The sequence below is a fragment of the Ralstonia pickettii genome (assembly GCF_016466415.2).
Lineage (GTDB): Bacteria > Pseudomonadota > Gammaproteobacteria > Burkholderiales > Burkholderiaceae > Ralstonia > Ralstonia pickettii.
Map to the genome: position 1 here is coordinate 2,916,418 of NZ_CP066771.1, position 15,265 is coordinate 2,931,682.

10 protein-coding genes, 6 tRNA genes and 3 rRNA genes are annotated in these 15,265 nt (G+C 58.4%); 1 reads left to right on the forward strand and 18 read right to left on the reverse strand.

The features are described from left to right. Positions 1–271: 271 nt before the first annotated feature. The 18 genes from rplL to RP6297_RS13870 form a co-directional block, all read right to left on the reverse strand. Positions 272–646: a 50S ribosomal protein L7/L12 gene (gene rplL / locus RP6297_RS13785; protein WP_004634456.1), complete on the reverse strand. Its 375-nt coding sequence runs from the start codon at positions 644–646 to the stop codon at positions 272–274. Between the two features lie 63 nt (positions 647–709). Then, positions 710–1,216: a 50S ribosomal protein L10 gene (rplJ, locus tag RP6297_RS13790; protein ID WP_009241876.1), complete on the reverse strand. Its 507-nt coding sequence runs from the start codon at positions 1,214–1,216 to the stop codon at positions 710–712. Positions 1,217–1,592: 376 nt separating this feature from the next. Next, entirely contained in the window at positions 1,593–2,288 is a 696-nt protein-coding gene (gene rplA, locus RP6297_RS13795) for a 50S ribosomal protein L1 (protein ID WP_004634454.1), read from the reverse strand. 2 nt (positions 2,289–2,290) lie between these two features. Next, positions 2,291–2,722: a 50S ribosomal protein L11 gene (gene rplK, locus RP6297_RS13800; protein ID WP_004634453.1), complete on the reverse strand. Its 432-nt coding sequence runs from the start codon at positions 2,720–2,722 to the stop codon at positions 2,291–2,293. Between the two features lie 176 nt (positions 2,723–2,898). Beyond that, positions 2,899–3,483 (reverse strand): transcription termination/antitermination protein NusG, encoded by a 585-nt coding sequence (gene nusG, locus RP6297_RS13805; RefSeq protein ID WP_004634452.1) that lies wholly within the window; start codon positions 3,481–3,483, stop codon positions 2,899–2,901. 12 nt (positions 3,484–3,495) lie between these two features. Then, the gene (gene secE, locus RP6297_RS13810; protein ID WP_009241875.1) at positions 3,496–3,876 is read right to left on the reverse strand and encodes a preprotein translocase subunit SecE; all 381 of its coding nucleotides are present in this window, start codon (positions 3,874–3,876) and stop codon (positions 3,496–3,498) included. 59 nt (positions 3,877–3,935) lie between these two features. Further along, a tRNA-Trp gene (locus RP6297_RS13815) sits at positions 3,936–4,011 on the reverse strand. A gap of 88 nt (positions 4,012–4,099) precedes the next feature. Further along, complete coding sequence (gene tuf / locus RP6297_RS13820) at positions 4,100–5,290, reverse strand: elongation factor Tu (protein ID WP_004634449.1); 1,191 nt, start codon at positions 5,288–5,290, stop codon at positions 4,100–4,102. 43 nt (positions 5,291–5,333) lie between these two features. After that, a tRNA-Thr gene (locus tag RP6297_RS13825) sits at positions 5,334–5,408 on the reverse strand. 19 nt (positions 5,409–5,427) lie between these two features. Next, a tRNA-Gly gene (locus tag RP6297_RS13830) sits at positions 5,428–5,501 on the reverse strand. A gap of 56 nt (positions 5,502–5,557) precedes the next feature. After that, positions 5,558–5,643 (reverse strand) — tRNA-Tyr (locus tag RP6297_RS13835). Positions 5,644–6,118: 475 nt separating this feature from the next. Continuing rightward, positions 6,119–6,231: ribosomal RNA gene (gene rrf, locus RP6297_RS13840) — 5S ribosomal RNA — on the reverse strand. A 117-nt stretch (positions 6,232–6,348) separates the two neighbouring features. After that, positions 6,349–9,227: ribosomal RNA gene (locus tag RP6297_RS13845) — 23S ribosomal RNA — on the reverse strand. Between the two features lie 266 nt (positions 9,228–9,493). Next, a tRNA-Ala gene (locus RP6297_RS13850) sits at positions 9,494–9,569 on the reverse strand. A gap of 36 nt (positions 9,570–9,605) precedes the next feature. Beyond that, positions 9,606–9,682, reverse strand: a tRNA-Ile gene (locus RP6297_RS13855). Between the two features lie 60 nt (positions 9,683–9,742). Beyond that, a 16S ribosomal RNA gene (locus tag RP6297_RS13860) occupies positions 9,743–11,280 on the reverse strand. Together the 16S, 23S and 5S rRNA genes with 5 tRNA genes alongside form the textbook arrangement of a ribosomal RNA operon. Positions 11,281–11,778: 498 nt before the next feature. Next, positions 11,779–12,639, reverse strand: coding sequence for a CHAD domain-containing protein (locus RP6297_RS13865; RefSeq protein ID WP_009239739.1), 861 nt, complete (start codon positions 12,637–12,639; stop codon positions 11,779–11,781). Positions 12,640–12,748: 109 nt separating this feature from the next. Beyond that, positions 12,749–13,522, reverse strand: a complete 774-nt coding sequence (locus RP6297_RS13870) for a DeoR/GlpR family DNA-binding transcription regulator (protein WP_009239738.1) — start codon at positions 13,520–13,522, stop codon at positions 12,749–12,751. 143 nt (positions 13,523–13,665) lie between these two features. Between RP6297_RS13870 and glpD the strand changes: the two genes are divergently transcribed. Then, positions 13,666–15,243 carry a glycerol-3-phosphate dehydrogenase gene (glpD, locus tag RP6297_RS13875; RefSeq protein WP_009239737.1) on the forward strand — a complete coding sequence of 526 codons (1,578 nt, stop codon included), beginning with the start codon at positions 13,666–13,668 and terminating at the stop codon, positions 15,241–15,243. Positions 15,244–15,265 lie beyond the last annotated feature (22 nt).

Genomic DNA, 15,265 nt, shown 5'->3' on the forward strand with positions numbered 1-15,265 from the left:
GGAGTACCCGACCAAACTTGCCTTCTGCAGTCGGTTCAGAAGACAAACATCAGCGGACTGTAGAGTGCCTAGTGTGCCACTGATGTTTGGCCTCTGCTGGCCTTGTCCGGGCCGGCTGCCGGAAAACCCGGCGAAGAGACTTCAACGATACTTACAGCGTGATTGCGGGATCGCTCAACAACCGGTCCCATAAGCGCAAAAAGGCTGGCGCCGGGAAATCTCCCTTTGCCAGCCTCCATCGCGTACCGGATACGGCACGCGAGACCTGCACTTACTTGGCTTCGGCTTCCGCGCCGGCTTCCACCAGCTTCTTCACCAGCTCGTCGGCGGTCTTCTTGTCGACGCCTTCCTTCACGGGCTTCGGTGCGCCATCGACCAGGTCCTTGGCTTCCTTCAGGCCCAGGCCGGTGATTTCACGCACGGCCTTGATGACGCCAACCTTGTTCGCGCCGGCGCTCTTCAGCGTCACGGTGAATTCGGTTTGCTCTTCAGCGGCAGCAGCGCCACCAGCAGCAGCCGGACCGGCCACGGCCACGGCAGCAGCCGACACGCCAAACTTCTCTTCGAACGCCTTGACCAGGTCGTTCAGTTCCATCACGGACATCGCGCCAACGGCTTCCAGGATGTCGTCTTTGGTGATTGCCATTTGAATAACTCCAGAATGTGATTCGGTATCGATCGTGCGATCTGTAAGCGGTGGAGCAGCCTATTAGGCCGCTGCAACCTCGCCTTCGCCTTGCTTGGCAGCCAGGGCACCCAGGGCGCGGGCAAAGCCCGACACCGGAGCCTGCATGACGAACAGCAGCTTGCTGAGCAGTTCTTCGCGGCTCGGAATCGTTGCCAGCGCCTTCACGGCGTCGACGTCGAGAACCTTGCCATCGTACGAACCGGCGCGCAGCACCAGCTTGTCATTGCCTTTGGCGAAATCGTTCAGCACCTTGGCCGGGGCCACTGCGTCTTCGGAAATACCGTAGATCAGCGGGCCAGTCAGTTGCTCGGCGAGTTCGGCAAACGGCGTGCCTTCAACAGCGCGGCGTGCCAGCGTGTTCTTCAGAACGCGCAGGTAAACGCCTTGCTGGCGCGCTTGCGCGCGCAGCTTGGTCAGATCGCCAACCGTGATACCGCGATATTCAGCAACGACGATGGTCGAGGCCTTGGCGACTTGCGCCGTTACCTCGGCCACGACGGCCTTCTTATCTTCGAGATTGAGTGCCACGGTTAAGCTCCAAAACGACTTCGGCTTGCGCAATCGCTGCGGTCACCTCGGTCAGTCCAAAAGTACGGCGTCCGATTGGCACAAATCACTTCGGCAATACCAAAGTCACTCATTCCCTTCGGGGGCGCCATCTGCGTTGGCTGAGCATCGGCTCCGTTTCCGGAATCGGCTGCGATTAAGGTGTTGGCTCCAAGGAGCCCTTCACCGCCAACGGTCTTTGATAACCAGCGGCGTCGGCCTGCTTGCGCAAACGTCTACCACTGCCCAAAGTCTTGTCCCTTAAGCTTCAAGGGTCCGCGTGGCCGAGGCCACTCGAGAGAAAACTGCTAACACCAGGATGGTTATCGGGCCGCCCGGTGCGAAAGATCGACAGCGATCAGGCAGCCAGGGTTGCCTGGTCAACACGCACGCCCACGCCCATCGTCGACGAGACGGCGACCTTGCGCAGGTACACGCCCTTGCTCGACGCCGGCTTGGCCTTGGTCAGTGCGTCCAGCAGTGCAGCCAGGTTGCTCTTCAGCGCTGCCGGCTCGAACGAGCGGCGGCCGATGGTGGCGTGGATGATACCGGCCTTGTCAACACGGAATTGCACCTGACCAGCCTTGGCGTTCTTCACGGCCGTGGCGACGTCCGGCGTCACGGTGCCGACCTTCGGGTTCGGCATCAGGCCACGCGGGCCCAGGATCTGACCCAGCGTACCGACCACACGCATCGTGTCCGGCGAAGCGATCACGACGTCGAAGTCCATCTTGCCAGCCTTGATCTGCTCGGCGAGGTCTTCCATGCCGACGATCTCAGCGCCAGCAGCCTTGGCTTGCTCGGCCTTGTCGCCTTGTGCGAACACAGCCACGCGCACCGACTTGCCGGTACCCGCAGGCAGCACCACCGAACCACGAACCACTTGGTCCGACTTCTTCGCATCGATGCCCAGTTGCACAGCCACATCGATGGACTCATCGAACTTGGCGCTGGCGCATTCCTTAACGAGGCTCAGCGCTTCGTCGATCGGGTAGAACTTGGTACGTTCGACCTTGGCCTTATTCGCGGCCGCACGCTTCGAAATCTTTGCCATGATTACAGGCCCTCCACCGTGATACCCATCGAACGGGCGCTACCGGCGATCGTGCGCACGGCGGCGTCCAGATCAGCTGCGGTAAGGTCAGCGTTCTTCGCCTTGGCGATTTCCTCTGCCTGAGCGCGGGTGATCTTGCCAACCTTGTCGGTATGCGGCTTGGCGGAACCCTTCTGGATACCGGCAGCCTTCTTGATGAGCACAGTCGCGGGCGGCGACTTCATCACGAAGGTGAAGCTCTTGTCGGCGAAGGCGGTGATCACCACCGGCACCGGCAGGCCAGGTTCCATACCTTGAGTCTGCGCGTTGAACGCCTTGCAGAACTCCATGATGTTCAGACCGCGCTGACCCAGGGCCGGGCCGACGGGCGGGGACGGATTTGCTTTACCAGCCGGAATTTGCAGCTTGATAAAGCCAATAATTTTCTTGGCCATCTTGACTCCAATCCGGATTGCCTAGCTCAGAAAACGATGGCAATCCTGTTGAGTGGTAACGCACCGGCGCAAGGCCGACGCTCCTCTGTTGGCGCGGGCGGCTTCGCCGCCGTTGCCCGCCAGGTCCAGTGGACCGGACGATTGGCGCAGTGGCTTGCGCCACCGCACCGAATTTCTTAAACCTTCTCGACCTGACCGAACTCGAGTTCGACGGGCGTTGCACGTCCGAAGATCGTCACGGAAACGCGCAGGCGCGATTTCTCGTAGTTCACTTCCTCGACGTTGCCATTGAAGTCGGTGAACGGGCCTTCCTTCACGCGCACCATTTCGCCCACTTCGAACAGCGTCTTGGGACGCGGCTTTTCGACCCCTTCCTGGATCTGGGCCATGATCTTGTCGACTTCGCTCTTGGAAATCGGCGAGGGGCGATTGCCCGTACCACCAATGAAACCGGTCACCTTGGAAGTGTTTTTCACCAAGTGCCAGGTCTCGTCGGTCATTTCCATTTCGACAAAAACATAGCCAGGGAACAGGCGACGCTCAGTCACGGTCTTGCGACCGCTCTTGCTTTCCATCACCTCTTCCGACGGCACCAGAATCTGGCCGAACAGATGTTGCAGGCCTTCGCGCTCGATGCGCTCCTGCAGCGCGCGTTGCACGCTTTTTTCCATGCCCGAATAGGCATGCACGACATACCAGCGCTTCTTGGAGGCCGGTGCGGACGAATCCGTGGACGTGTCGTTCGCTACGTTATCCGTCATGGCTTCACCCGATTATTTCCAGCCCAACACGAGCGAGAAGATCACCCACTCGATGAGCTTGTCCGCAGACCACAGGAACAAGGCCATGATCACGACGAACGCAAACACCAGACCGGTCATTTGCCCGGCTTCCTTGCGCGTCGGCCACACCACTTTGCGAACTTCGCGGTACGACTCGCGCGCGAACTCGATGAAGCTTTGCCCAGGTGCGGACACCAACGCAACGCCCGCGCCCAACACCAGCCCGCCAATCAGCGAGGCAGCACGGACGTAGCTAGGCTGTTGCGCCAGCAAGTAAAAACCGATCACCCCAGCAACTAGCAGCAGGAACGCCAAGACCAGCAGCCACTTGCCGCTGGCGGTGTTGACGGTTTCGACGTTCGGATTGGCCATGTTTCCCAAACGAGACTAAGCCGCGTGGCGCGTTTTCCTGCGCGACGCGGCTGATGAATTGGCAGGGGCAGAGGGAATCGAACCCCCAACCTTCGGTTTTGGAGACCGACGCTCTGCCAGTTGAGCTATACCCCTAAAACAGCTTTGGGGTTGCCATTCGGTCAACCCCACTCTGGCACTTCACGTGCGGCCGGTTGGCAGCCGCACGGAAGAGTTACAGCACTTACTCGATGATCTTAGCGACGACGCCAGCACCAACGGTACGACCACCTTCACGGATTGCGAAGCGCAGTCCTTCTTCCATGGCGATCGGGGCGATCAGCTTGACGGTGATCGACACGTTGTCGCCCGGCATGACCATTTCCTTGTCGGCCGGCAGCTCGATCGAGCCGGTCACGTCCGTCGTACGGAAGTAGAACTGCGGGCGATAGTTGTTGAAGAACGGCGTGTGACGGCCGCCTTCGTCCTTCGACAGGATGTAGACCTCGCCCGTGAAGTGCGTGTGCGGCTTGATCGAACCCGGCTTGCACAGCACTTGGCCGCGCTCGACGTCTTCGCGCTTCGTGCCGCGCAGCAGGATACCGACGTTATCGCCTGCCTGACCTTGGTCCAGCAGCTTGCGGAACATTTCCACGCCCGTGCAGGTGGTCTTCTGCGTGGCCTTGATACCGACGATTTCCAGTTCTTCGCCGACCTTGACGACGCCGCGCTCGATACGGCCGGTCACCACGGTGCCGCGACCCGAGATCGAGAACACGTCTTCCACCGGCATCAGGAACGTGCCGTCAACAGCGCGCTCCGGCGTCGGGATGTAGGTGTCCAGTGCGTCGGCCAGGTTCATGATGGCCACTTCGCCCAGTTCGCCCTTGTCGCCTTCGAGCGCCAGCTTGGCCGAACCCTTGATGATCGGAGTGTCGTCGCCCGGGAAGTCGTACTTCGACAGAAGTTCGCGCACCTCCATCTCGACCAGCTCCAGCAGCTCAGCGTCGTCCACCATGTCGCATTTGTTCAGGAACACGACGATGTACGGCACACCAACCTGGCGGGCCAGCAGGATGTGCTCACGCGTTTGCGGCATCGGGCCGTCAGCGGCCGAGCACACCAGGATTGCGCCGTCCATCTGGGCGGCACCGGTAATCATGTTCTTGACGTAGTCGGCGTGGCCCGGGCAGTCAACGTGCGCGTAGTGACGGTTAGCCGTTTCGTACTCAACGTGTGCGGTGTTGATCGTGATGCCGCGTGCCTTTTCTTCCGGCGCCGCATCAATCTGGTCGTATGCCTTGGCGGCACCACCAAACTTGGTCGCCAGCACGGTCGTGATCGCCGCGGTCAGCGTCGTCTTGCCGTGGTCAACGTGACCAATCGTACCAACGTTCACGTGCGGCTTAGTCCGCTCGAACTTTTCCTTTGCCATGTCGCGACTCCTGTCTCGGTAGCGATTTGCGTTGGTGGATGCGTGGTGCCCATGGGCAGGATCGAACTGCCGACCTCTCCCTTACCAAGGGAGTGCTCTACCACTGAGCCACATGGGCAAAACTTGCGAACAGTGAATGGAGCGGGTGAAGGGAATCGAACCCTCGTCGTAAGCTTGGAAGGCTTCTGCTCTACCATTGAGCTACACCCGCCCGGGTTACTACTTCCCTTGCCGCCCGGCCTTGCGACCGAACTCACTGCTTAATTCTGGTGGAGAGGGTTGGATTCGAACCAACGTAGGCGTAAGCCAACAGATTTACAGTCTGCCCCCTTTAGCCACTCGGGCACCTCTCCGAAGAGAACTTGCGATTATGGGACCATCAGGCCACCCTGTCAAGCGTTGCTTGGTGAAATCGCAAGATTTCGAGCATCGATGCTCTCATCCTTATACGGCGCGCTGCTTGCGAACACCGACGTCGCTACGAGAACAGTTCAGCACGCGCTCGGCGCTGGAAGCGCCGCAGATCGATCCGCAACGTCATGGAATATACAGGGCAATGTGGCGAAGGGCCCTGGGTACAGAGCGACGCACAGACGATACGATTGCGTTTCTGCATCCGCGCAGGAGGGCGGCTGTGGACGGCGCCTCTTCTTGCGCGGGCCCAGGCAGACGTACGAACTCCTGAGGCGTGCGGCCCCTTCCGCGCCGTAAGGTGTCCGGCTCTGATTGCGGATGGGCCGAGGTGCGACGGGAGGAGTTGGATGGCGAAGCAACCGCGCAAAAACAAACACCCCAGCTCAGAGAGAGAGCTGGGGTGTTGATGGGAGAGCCTGGCGATGACCTACTTTCACACGGGAATCCGCACTATCATCGGCGCGGAGTCGTTTCACGGTCCTGTTCGGGATGGGAAGGGGTGGTACCGACTCGCTATGGTCACCAGGCTATGACTTGTTGCCACGTTGACGGGGTCAACGCGACCAATATGGGAATGTAGATTTGGGGTTGTGAGTGATGTGTATCAGGCACAAGGCGGACCCAGCCGGAAACATACCGGTTATAGGATCAAGCCGCACGGGCAATTAGTACTGGTTAGCTGAACGCATTACTGCGCTTCCACACCCAGCCTATCAACGTCCTGGTCTCGAACGACCCTTCAGGGAGATCAAGTCTCCAGGGAATCCTCATCTTCAGGCAAGTTTCCCGCTTAGATGCTTTCAGCGGTTATCTCTTCCGTACATAGCTACCCTGCGATGCCTCTGGCGAGACAACAGGTACACCAGCGGTACGTCCACTCCGGTCCTCTCGTACTAGGAGCAGCCCCCGTCAAGATTCCAACGCCCACGGCAGATAGGGACCAAACTGTCTCACGACGTTTTAAACCCAGCTCACGTACCTCTTTAAATGGCGAACAGCCATACCCTTGGGACCGGCTACAGCCCCAGGATGAGATGAGCCGACATCGAGGTGCCAAACACCGCCGTCGATATGAACTCTTGGGCGGTATCAGCCTGTTATCCCCAGAGTACCTTTTATCCGTTGAGCGATGGCCCTTCCATACAGAACCACCGGATCACTATGTCCTGCTTTCGCACCTGCTCGACTTGTCGGTCTCGCAGTTAAGCACGCTTTTGCCATTGCACTTTAGGTACGATGTCCGACCGTACCAAGCGTACCTTCGAACTCCTCCGTTACACTTTGGGAGGAGACCGCCCCAGTCAAACTGCCTACCATGCACTGTCCCCGACCCGGATTCACGGGCCAAGGTTAGAACCTCAAACAAACCAGGGTGGTATTTCAAGGACGGCTCCACCGAAACTAGCGTCCCGGTTTCAAAGCCTCCCACCTATCCTACACAGATCGGTTCAAAGTCCAATGCAAAGCTACAGTAAAGGTTCATGGGGTCTTTCCGTCTAGCCGCGGGGAGATTGCATCATCACAAACACTTCAACTTCGCTGAGTCTCGGGAGGAGACAGTGTGGCCATCGTTACGCCATTCGTGCAGGTCGGAACTTACCCGACAAGGAATTTCGCTACCTTAGGACCGTTATAGTTACGGCCGCCGTTTACCGGGACTTCAATCAAGAGCTTGCACCCCATCATTTAATCTTCCGGCACCGGGCAGGCGTCACACCCTATACGTCCACTTTCGTGTTTGCAGAGTGCTGTGTTTTTATTAAACAGTCGCAGCCACCATTTTATTGCAACCCCTTCGTCCTTCTGGCGCGAGCCAGTCAAACTACAAGGGCGTACCTTATCCCGAAGTTACGGTACCAATTTGCCGAGTTCCTTCTCCCGAGTTCTCTCAAGCGCCTTAGAATACTCATCTCGCCCACCTGTGTCGGTTTGCGGTACGGTCTCGTATGACTGAAGCTTAGAGGCTTTTCTTGGAACCACTTCCAATTGCTTCGCGACCTAAAGTCGCTCGCCCCACACCCTTGAATCACGCACCCGGATTTGCCTAAGTGCCATCTCCAATGCAGGGACCGGGACATCCAACACCCGGACAACCTTCCGCGATCCGTCCCCCCATCGCATCATACGACGGTGCAGGAATATTAACCTGCTTCCCATCAGCTACGCATCTCTGCCTCGCCTTAGGGGCCGACTCACCCTACGCCGATGAACGTTGCGTAGGAAACCTTGGGCTTACGGCGAGGGGGCCTTTCACCCCCTTTATCGCTACTCATGTCAGCATTCGCACTTCTGATACCTCCAGCATCCTTTACAAGACACCTTCACAGGCTTACAGAACGCTCTCCTACCATGCACTTACGTGCATCCGCAGCTTCGGTATATTGCTTAGCCCCGTTACATCTTCCGCGCAGGACGACTCGATCAGTGAGCTATTACGCTTTCTTTAAAGGGTGGCTGCTTCTAAGCCAACCTCCTGACTGTTTTAGCCTTCCCACTTCGTTTCCCACTTAGCAATATTTAGGGACCTTAGCTGGCGGTCTGGGTTGTTTCCCTCTTGACACCGGACGTTAGCACCCGATGTCTGTCTCCCGTGATTGCACTCTTCGGTATTCGGAGTTTGCTATGGCGGGGTAATCAGCAATAGACCCCCCAACCATGACAGTGCTCTACCCCCGAAGGTGAGACACGAGGCACTACCTAAATAGTTTTCGGAGAGAACCAGCTATTTCCAAGTTTGTTTAGCCTTTCACCCCTATCCACAGCTCATCCCCTAACTTTTCAACGTTAGTGGGTTCGGTCCTCCAGTACGTGTTACCGCACCTTCAACCTGGCCATGGATAGATCACTTGGTTTCGGGTCTACACCCAGCGACTGAACGCCCTATTCGGACTCGCTTTCGCTACGCCTTCCCTAATCGGTTAAGCTTGCCACTGAATGTAAGTCGCTGACCCATTATACAAAAGGTACGCCGTCACCCGTTTCCAGGCTCCGACTGTTTGTATGCATGCGGTTTCAGGATCTATTTCACTCCCCTCCCGGGGTTCTTTTCGCCTTTCCCTCACGGTACTGGTTCACTATCGGTCGATTACGAGTATTTAGCCTTGGAGGATGGTCCCCCCATCTTCAGACAGGATTTCACGTGTCCCGCCCTACTTGTCGTACACCTAGTTCCACAATACTGTTTTCGCATACGGGGCTATCACCCACTATGGCCGGACTTTCCATTCCGCTTTGCTAACAATACTGCTAAAGAGTACAAGGCTGATCCCATTTCGCTCGCCACTACTTTGGGAATCTCGGTTGATTTCTGTTCCTGCAGCTACTTAGATGTTTCAGTTCACTGCGTTCGCTTCCCTTGCCTATGTATTCAGCAAGGGATGACCCATTCGGGCCGGGTTTCCCCATTCGGATATCTGCGGATCAAAGCTCGTTTGCCAGCTCCCCGCAGCTTTTCGCAGGCTACTACGTCCTTCATCGCCTGTAATCGCCAAGGCATCCACCACATGCACTTATTCGCTTGACCCTATAACGAGTATGTCTCGCTATAGGCTGAGTTCTCGCGTTGTGCCGTATTCCAAGACAATCTCATCGATTGCTCTGGTAATACTGGTTGATACAATCACAACCCAGTGTCGCGTTTTATATGTGCGCCTCATCAACGCACCGCGACACCTTTACTACATTCCATATTGTTAAAGAACAGCCGAACTTTTACGCTCGTCTTGGCTAGGCCAAACGCAAACACCATCGACACCGCGTCGATGCTTGCGTTTGGTAACCAAAAGGTAATGGTGGAGGATGACGGGATCGAACCGACGACCCCCTGCTTGCAAAGCAGGTGCTCTCCCAGCTGAGCTAATCCCCCAGTCACGGCAGAGAACATCTTCCACCGTCCGTAACTTGGTGGGTCTGGTAGGACTTGAACCTACGACCCCCGCCTTATCAAGACGGTGCTCTAACCACCTGAGCTACAGACCCTTGGCTGTAACATCAAACAAACCGATAAGTGTGGACGCCTAACGTCGGATGCACGCTCTTAAAGGAGGTGATCCAGCCGCACCTTCCGATACGGCTACCTTGTTACGACTTCACCCCAGTCATGAACCCTACCGTGGTAATCGCCCTCCTTGCGGTTAGGCTAACTACTTCTGGTAAAGCCCACTCCCATGGTGTGACGGGCGGTGTGTACAAGACCCGGGAACGTATTCACCGCGGCATGCTGATCCGCGATTACTAGCGATTCCAGCTTCACGTAGTCGAGTTGCAGACTACGATCCGGACTACGATGCATTTTCTGGGATTAGCTCCACCTCGCGGCTTGGCAACCCTCTGTATGCACCATTGTATGACGTGTGAAGCCCTACCCATAAGGGCCATGAGGACTTGACGTCATCCCCACCTTCCTCCGGTTTGTCACCGGCAGTCTCTCTAGAGTGCCCTTTCGTAGCAACTAGAGACAAGGGTTGCGCTCGTTGCGGGACTTAACCCAACATCTCACGACACGAGCTGACGACAGCCATGCAGCACCTGTGTCCACTTTCTCTTTCGAGCACCTAATGCATCTCTGCTTCGTTAGTGGCATGTCAAGGGTAGGTAAGGTTTTTCGCGTTGCATCGAATTAATCCACATCATCCACCGCTTGTGCGGGTCCCCGTCAATTCCTTTGAGTTTTAATCTTGCGACCGTACTCCCCAGGCGGTCAACTTCACGCGTTAGCTACGTTACTAAGGAAATGAATCCCCAACAACTAGTTGACATCGTTTAGGGCGTGGACTACCAGGGTATCTAATCCTGTTTGCTCCCCACGCTTTCGTGCATGAGCGTCAGTGTTATCCCAGGGGGCTGCCTTCGCCATCGGTATTCCTCCACATCTCTACGCATTTCACTGCTACACGTGGAATTCTACCCCCCTCTGACACACTCTAGCCGTGCAGTCACCAATGCAATTCCCAAGTTAAGCTCGGGGATTTCACATCGGTCTTGCACAACCGCCTGCGCACGCTTTACGCCCAGTAATTCCGATTAACGCTTGGACCCTACGTATTACCGCGGCTGCTGGCACGTAGTTAGCCGGTCCTTATTCTTCCGGTACCGTCATCGACCCCAGGTATTAACCAGAGCCATTTCTTTCCGGACAAAAGTGCTTTACAACCCGAAGGCCTTCTTCACACACGCGGCATTGCTGGATCAGGCTTTCGCCCATTGTCCAAAATTCCCCACTGCTGCCTCCCGTAGGAGTCTGGGCCGTGTCTCAGTCCCAGTGTGGCTGATCGTCCTCTCAGACCAGCTACTGATCGTCGCCTTGGTGAGCCTTTACCTCACCAACTAGCTAATCAGACATCGGCCGCTCCTATAGCATGAGGCCTTGCGGTCCCCCACTTTCACCCTCAGGTCGTATGCGGTATTAGCTAATCTTTCGACTAGTTATCCCCCACTACAGGGCACGTTCCGATGTATTACTCACCCGTTCGCCACTCGCCATCAATCTAGCAAGCTAGATCATGCTGCCGTTCGACTTGCATGTGTAAGGCATGCCGCCAGCGTTCAATCTGAGCCAGGATCAAACTCTTCAGTTCAATCTGCTGTTTTCGCTCTTTACGAGCGGTCGCTCACTCTCAGAATCTGACTTGAACTTTCGTTCAAACCTTACTTCTGTGCGAGCACTTCATTACTTGTTAGCTAGCGGATCGAAATCCGCCGCACCCAGTATTAAGCGCCCACACTTATCGGCTGTTTGCTTGTTAAAGAACTTCGCGATTAACTTTGTTCACCGCGTCGCTGCATTGTCTGCAGCAGAGAAACGAGATTATGCAGAGCTTTTTTGTCGCTGTCAACAACTCGTCGAAGAATTTTTATCCACCAACGCGCCGCCAACCACCACCGAATCCCCAGCCAACCGTCAACCACCCAATCGACCGCAAACCCGCTCTACACCTGCTTCTCCACCACTCAACACCACCACCGTCACCTGCGTTTCGGCGCTGTGTTTTGCAGCGAGGGGCGAACTATAGGCGGGTTTATGGAGCAGCGCAAGCCCTTTCTATCCATAGGGTCTTTTCTGCACTTTCGGGAGGCTATTGCACTGTATGCGATCGCACCCAGCGGAGTTCCTGGGCAGCCTGCTTTCGCGCGCTGCAGGCGCGTTTGTGAAAGGCATTCACTATAGAAAGTGGGGGCGGCACCTCCAATAAGGCCGCGACGCTGTCGAGAGAGACACTCGCATCGTGCACCTCGCCCAAGGCGTCCTGGACATTGCGCAAATGCTTCCGGTAGCGCTTGCTCGCGTGGGCGCCGAGCGCCGGGTAGAACGCCTCATATAAATAGCGCCACTGCTTTGCGGCGATGCGGGCTCGATGTAGCCGGGGCGCCGACGAGCGCTTGGGGTGGCGCCCTCGGCGGATCAGCTTCTTCTGGAGCGCCCGGGCCCGGGCCCGGGCAAAGCGGCGATGCCGCTCCGGCTCGCCTTCTGTATGGAAGCCAGCGACTCCCTCTTCCAGTTCAAGCAGCGCTCCGCGCACATTCGGCGATGCCAATTCGGCGCGCAACGCTTCCCAAGCGCGGTCGCGCGCCTGCTGGGACTTGATAACCGCCTCCTCTAGCCACACGCGAGCGATCTCGTCACTATCGGCGAGGACCTCCCGGACAGCGGGCAACCAATCTGAGAGCAGCACATCCCACTCCCGGACAGGGCCGGTCGAAGCGGCGAGCGCCCGCAGGCGAGGTTTCCACTGGTCGACAAAGCTGGTAGGCAGAACCGGCGCAAAGGTCACCCAGGCTGAGCGTAGTCGGCGCAGGGTGACACGGAACTGGTGAAGATCTTCGTGACTGGGATCCGGCGCCGCCAGCTTGGCAAGTGCCTGACGCAGCACGGCGATGTGTTCGGTGACGATGCGCGCGAAGATCGAGAGGATTGCCGCATGTGAGTGCTTGCTCACGTTGCGCTCCGTATGACGAGTCTGGATGACAAGGGGGCACGCAAGGTGCGCGCCTTGCCATTTCACTGTAGTCGAGCGAGCAAAGACTGCAGGAAAGCCTGATCGAACGTCAGCGCGTTTCGCTGGCGACGATCACGTCGACCTCGGCGGCGCGGAGGACTTCGGCCATTGGCTCCGGCACGGGGATGTCGGTGAAGAACTTGTCGATCTGCGAGACATGGCCCAGACGGACGACTGCGCGGCGGCCAAACTTGGAGTGATCGGCCACGAGCCAGACTTCGCGCGACTGCTCGATGATGGACTGGGCGACGCGGACTTCACGGTAGTCGTAGTCGAGCAGCGTGCCGTCTTCGTCGATGCTGGAGACGCCGATGATGCCGATGTCAACGCGGAACTGCTTCATGAAGTCGATCGTGGCTTCGCCGACGATGCCGCGGTCGCGGTTGCGCACGAGACCGCCGGCAACGATGACTTCGGCGTCCGGGCTGCCGGAAAGAATCGACGCGACGTTCAGGTTATTGGTGATGACGCGCAAGCCACGCGGGCCATTCGGGCCGACGAGCGCCTTGGAAACCTCTTCGGTCGTGGTACCGATATTGATGATGAGCGAGCGGCCAGGCTCGACATGGCGCGCGACGACTTCGGCGATGCGGCGCTTGGCGTCGATGTGCAGAACCTGGCGCTGGTCGTAATCGATGTTTTCGACCGACGACGGCAGGCCGACGCCGCCGTGGTAGCGCGCGAGCAGGCGCTCGTCTTCGAGCTGCCGGATATCGCGACGGATGGTTTGCGTCGTGACGCCCAGCACGCGGGCGAGCGCATCGACGGAGGCATCGCCGTGTTGACGGACGTATTCGAGGATCTGGCGGTGTCGCGGAAGCATCAAGTCACTAAATGAACGCAAACGAACACATATGAGCGGATTAGGCGATTCCCTATGTTGCTTTATTTTCGCCCTTCACTAAACTATCCGCCAATGCGTCACTATTCGCAAGGAAAGGCGCGAAAATCAACAGATTCAAACCCATGCAACTCACTGACGCGTCGCATCTGGACTGTGATCTGCTGGTGGTCGGAGGCGGCATCAACGGCGTGGGTATCGCGCGTGATGCCGTGGGCCGTGGCCTGTCGGTGGTCTTGTGTGAAAAGGACGACCTGGCCCAGCACACCTCTTCGGCCTCGACCAAGCTGATCCACGGCGGGCTGCGGTACCTCGAATATTACGAATTCAGCCTGGTGCGCAAGGCACTGCAGGAGCGCGAGGTGCTGCTGCGCATGGCGCCGCACATCATGTGGCCGCTGCGATTCGTGATGCCGCACGATGCCGCGCAGCGCCCAGCATGGATGATCCGTGCAGGCCTCTTCCTGTATGACCATCTGGCGCGTCGGCGTTTTCTGCCGGGCTCGGAATCGATCAAGCTGGCGCGGCATCCGGCGGGTCAGCCGCTCAAGGCAGGCTATACGCGTGGCTTCGTCTATTCCGACGGCTGGGTGGACGATGCCCGCCTGGTGGTCCTCAACGCCCGCGATGCGGCGGATCGCGGCGCGCAGATTCTCACCCGCACGCGCTGCCTGAACGCCGAGCGCCGCGCTGATGGGTGGCACGCCTCGCTGGCTGGCCCGGACGGCATCCGCTCCGTGCGCGCAAAGGCGATCGTCAATGCGGCCGGGCCGTGGGCCGCGGAATTCGCGCGCTCCGCGCACGCGCTTCCGAGCACGCGCGGCCTGCGGCTGATCAAGGGCAGCCACATCGTGGTGCGGCGGATGTTCGATCACCCGTTCGCCTACATCTTCCAGAACCCGGACGGGCGGATCGTGTTTGCGATCCCGTACCAAAACGATTTCACGCTGATCGGCACGACGGATCTGGAATACAAGGGCTCGGTGGACCAAGTGGCCATCGATGCCGGCGAAATCCAATACCTGTGCGAAATGGCCAGCCGCTATTTCACCCGGCAGCTGACGCCGAGCGATGTGGTGTGGAGTTACTCCGGGGTGCGGCCGCTGCTGGACGACAGCGCCGCCAACGCTTCGGCCATCACGCGGGATTACCTGGTCGAATGCGAGACCGGCGCCGACGGCGCCAGCGCGCCGCTCATCAACGTGTGGGGCGGCAAGATCACGACCTACCGCAAGCTGGCCGAAGAAGCCCTGGACCAATTGGCCCCGCATCTGCCGCTGGCCGGCAAGCCATCGTGGACGGCTACCGCATCGCTGCCGGGCGGTGATCTGGAAGCGCCGGGGCAGCTGGTTGCCGAATACACCTTCGACGATTTTGTGACGCGCCTGCAAAAACGTTTGCCGTGGATGCCCACCCAACTGGCACTGCGCTACGCCCACCAGTACGGCACCCGCATCAACACGCTGCTCGCAGGCGCCACGCGGCTCGAAGAGCTGGGCGCCGAAGTGACGCCTGGCCTGTATGAAGCCGAAATCCGTTACCTGATCGAACACGAATGGGCCCGTACGGCGCAGGACATCCTGTGGCGGCGGACCAAGCTGGGCCTGCACGCCAGCGATGCCGATTGCAGCCGCCTGGAAGGCTGGCTGGCGCGACATCTGCCGGAAGGCGGGACCGCTCCAGTTGCGGAACGGGCGCCCTGAAGCACCGGGACGGGCCGCCCGA

Excerpts from the sequence above, each read along its gene's own strand:
- rplL (WP_004634456.1), bottom strand. The coding sequence starts at position 646 with ATGGCAATCACCAAAGACGACATCCTGGAAGCCGTTGGCGCGATGTCC.
- rplA (WP_004634454.1), bottom strand. The coding sequence starts at position 2,288 with ATGGCAAAGATTTCGAAGCGTGCGGCCGCGAATAAGGCCAAGGTCGAA.
- rplK (WP_004634453.1), bottom strand. The coding sequence starts at position 2,722 with ATGGCCAAGAAAATTATTGGCTTTATCAAGCTGCAAATTCCGGCTGGT.
- nusG (WP_004634452.1), bottom strand. The coding sequence starts at position 3,483 with ATGACGGATAACGTAGCGAACGACACGTCCACGGATTCGTCCGCACCG.
- secE (WP_009241875.1), bottom strand. The coding sequence starts at position 3,876 with ATGGCCAATCCGAACGTCGAAACCGTCAACACCGCCAGCGGCAAGTGG.
- tuf (WP_004634449.1), bottom strand. The coding sequence starts at position 5,290 with ATGGCAAAGGAAAAGTTCGAGCGGACTAAGCCGCACGTGAACGTTGGT.
- RP6297_RS13870 (WP_009239738.1), bottom strand. The coding sequence starts at position 13,522 with ATGCTTCCGCGACACCGCCAGATCCTCGAATACGTCCGTCAACACGGC.
- glpD (WP_009239737.1), top strand. The coding sequence starts at position 13,666 with ATGCAACTCACTGACGCGTCGCATCTGGACTGTGATCTGCTGGTGGTC.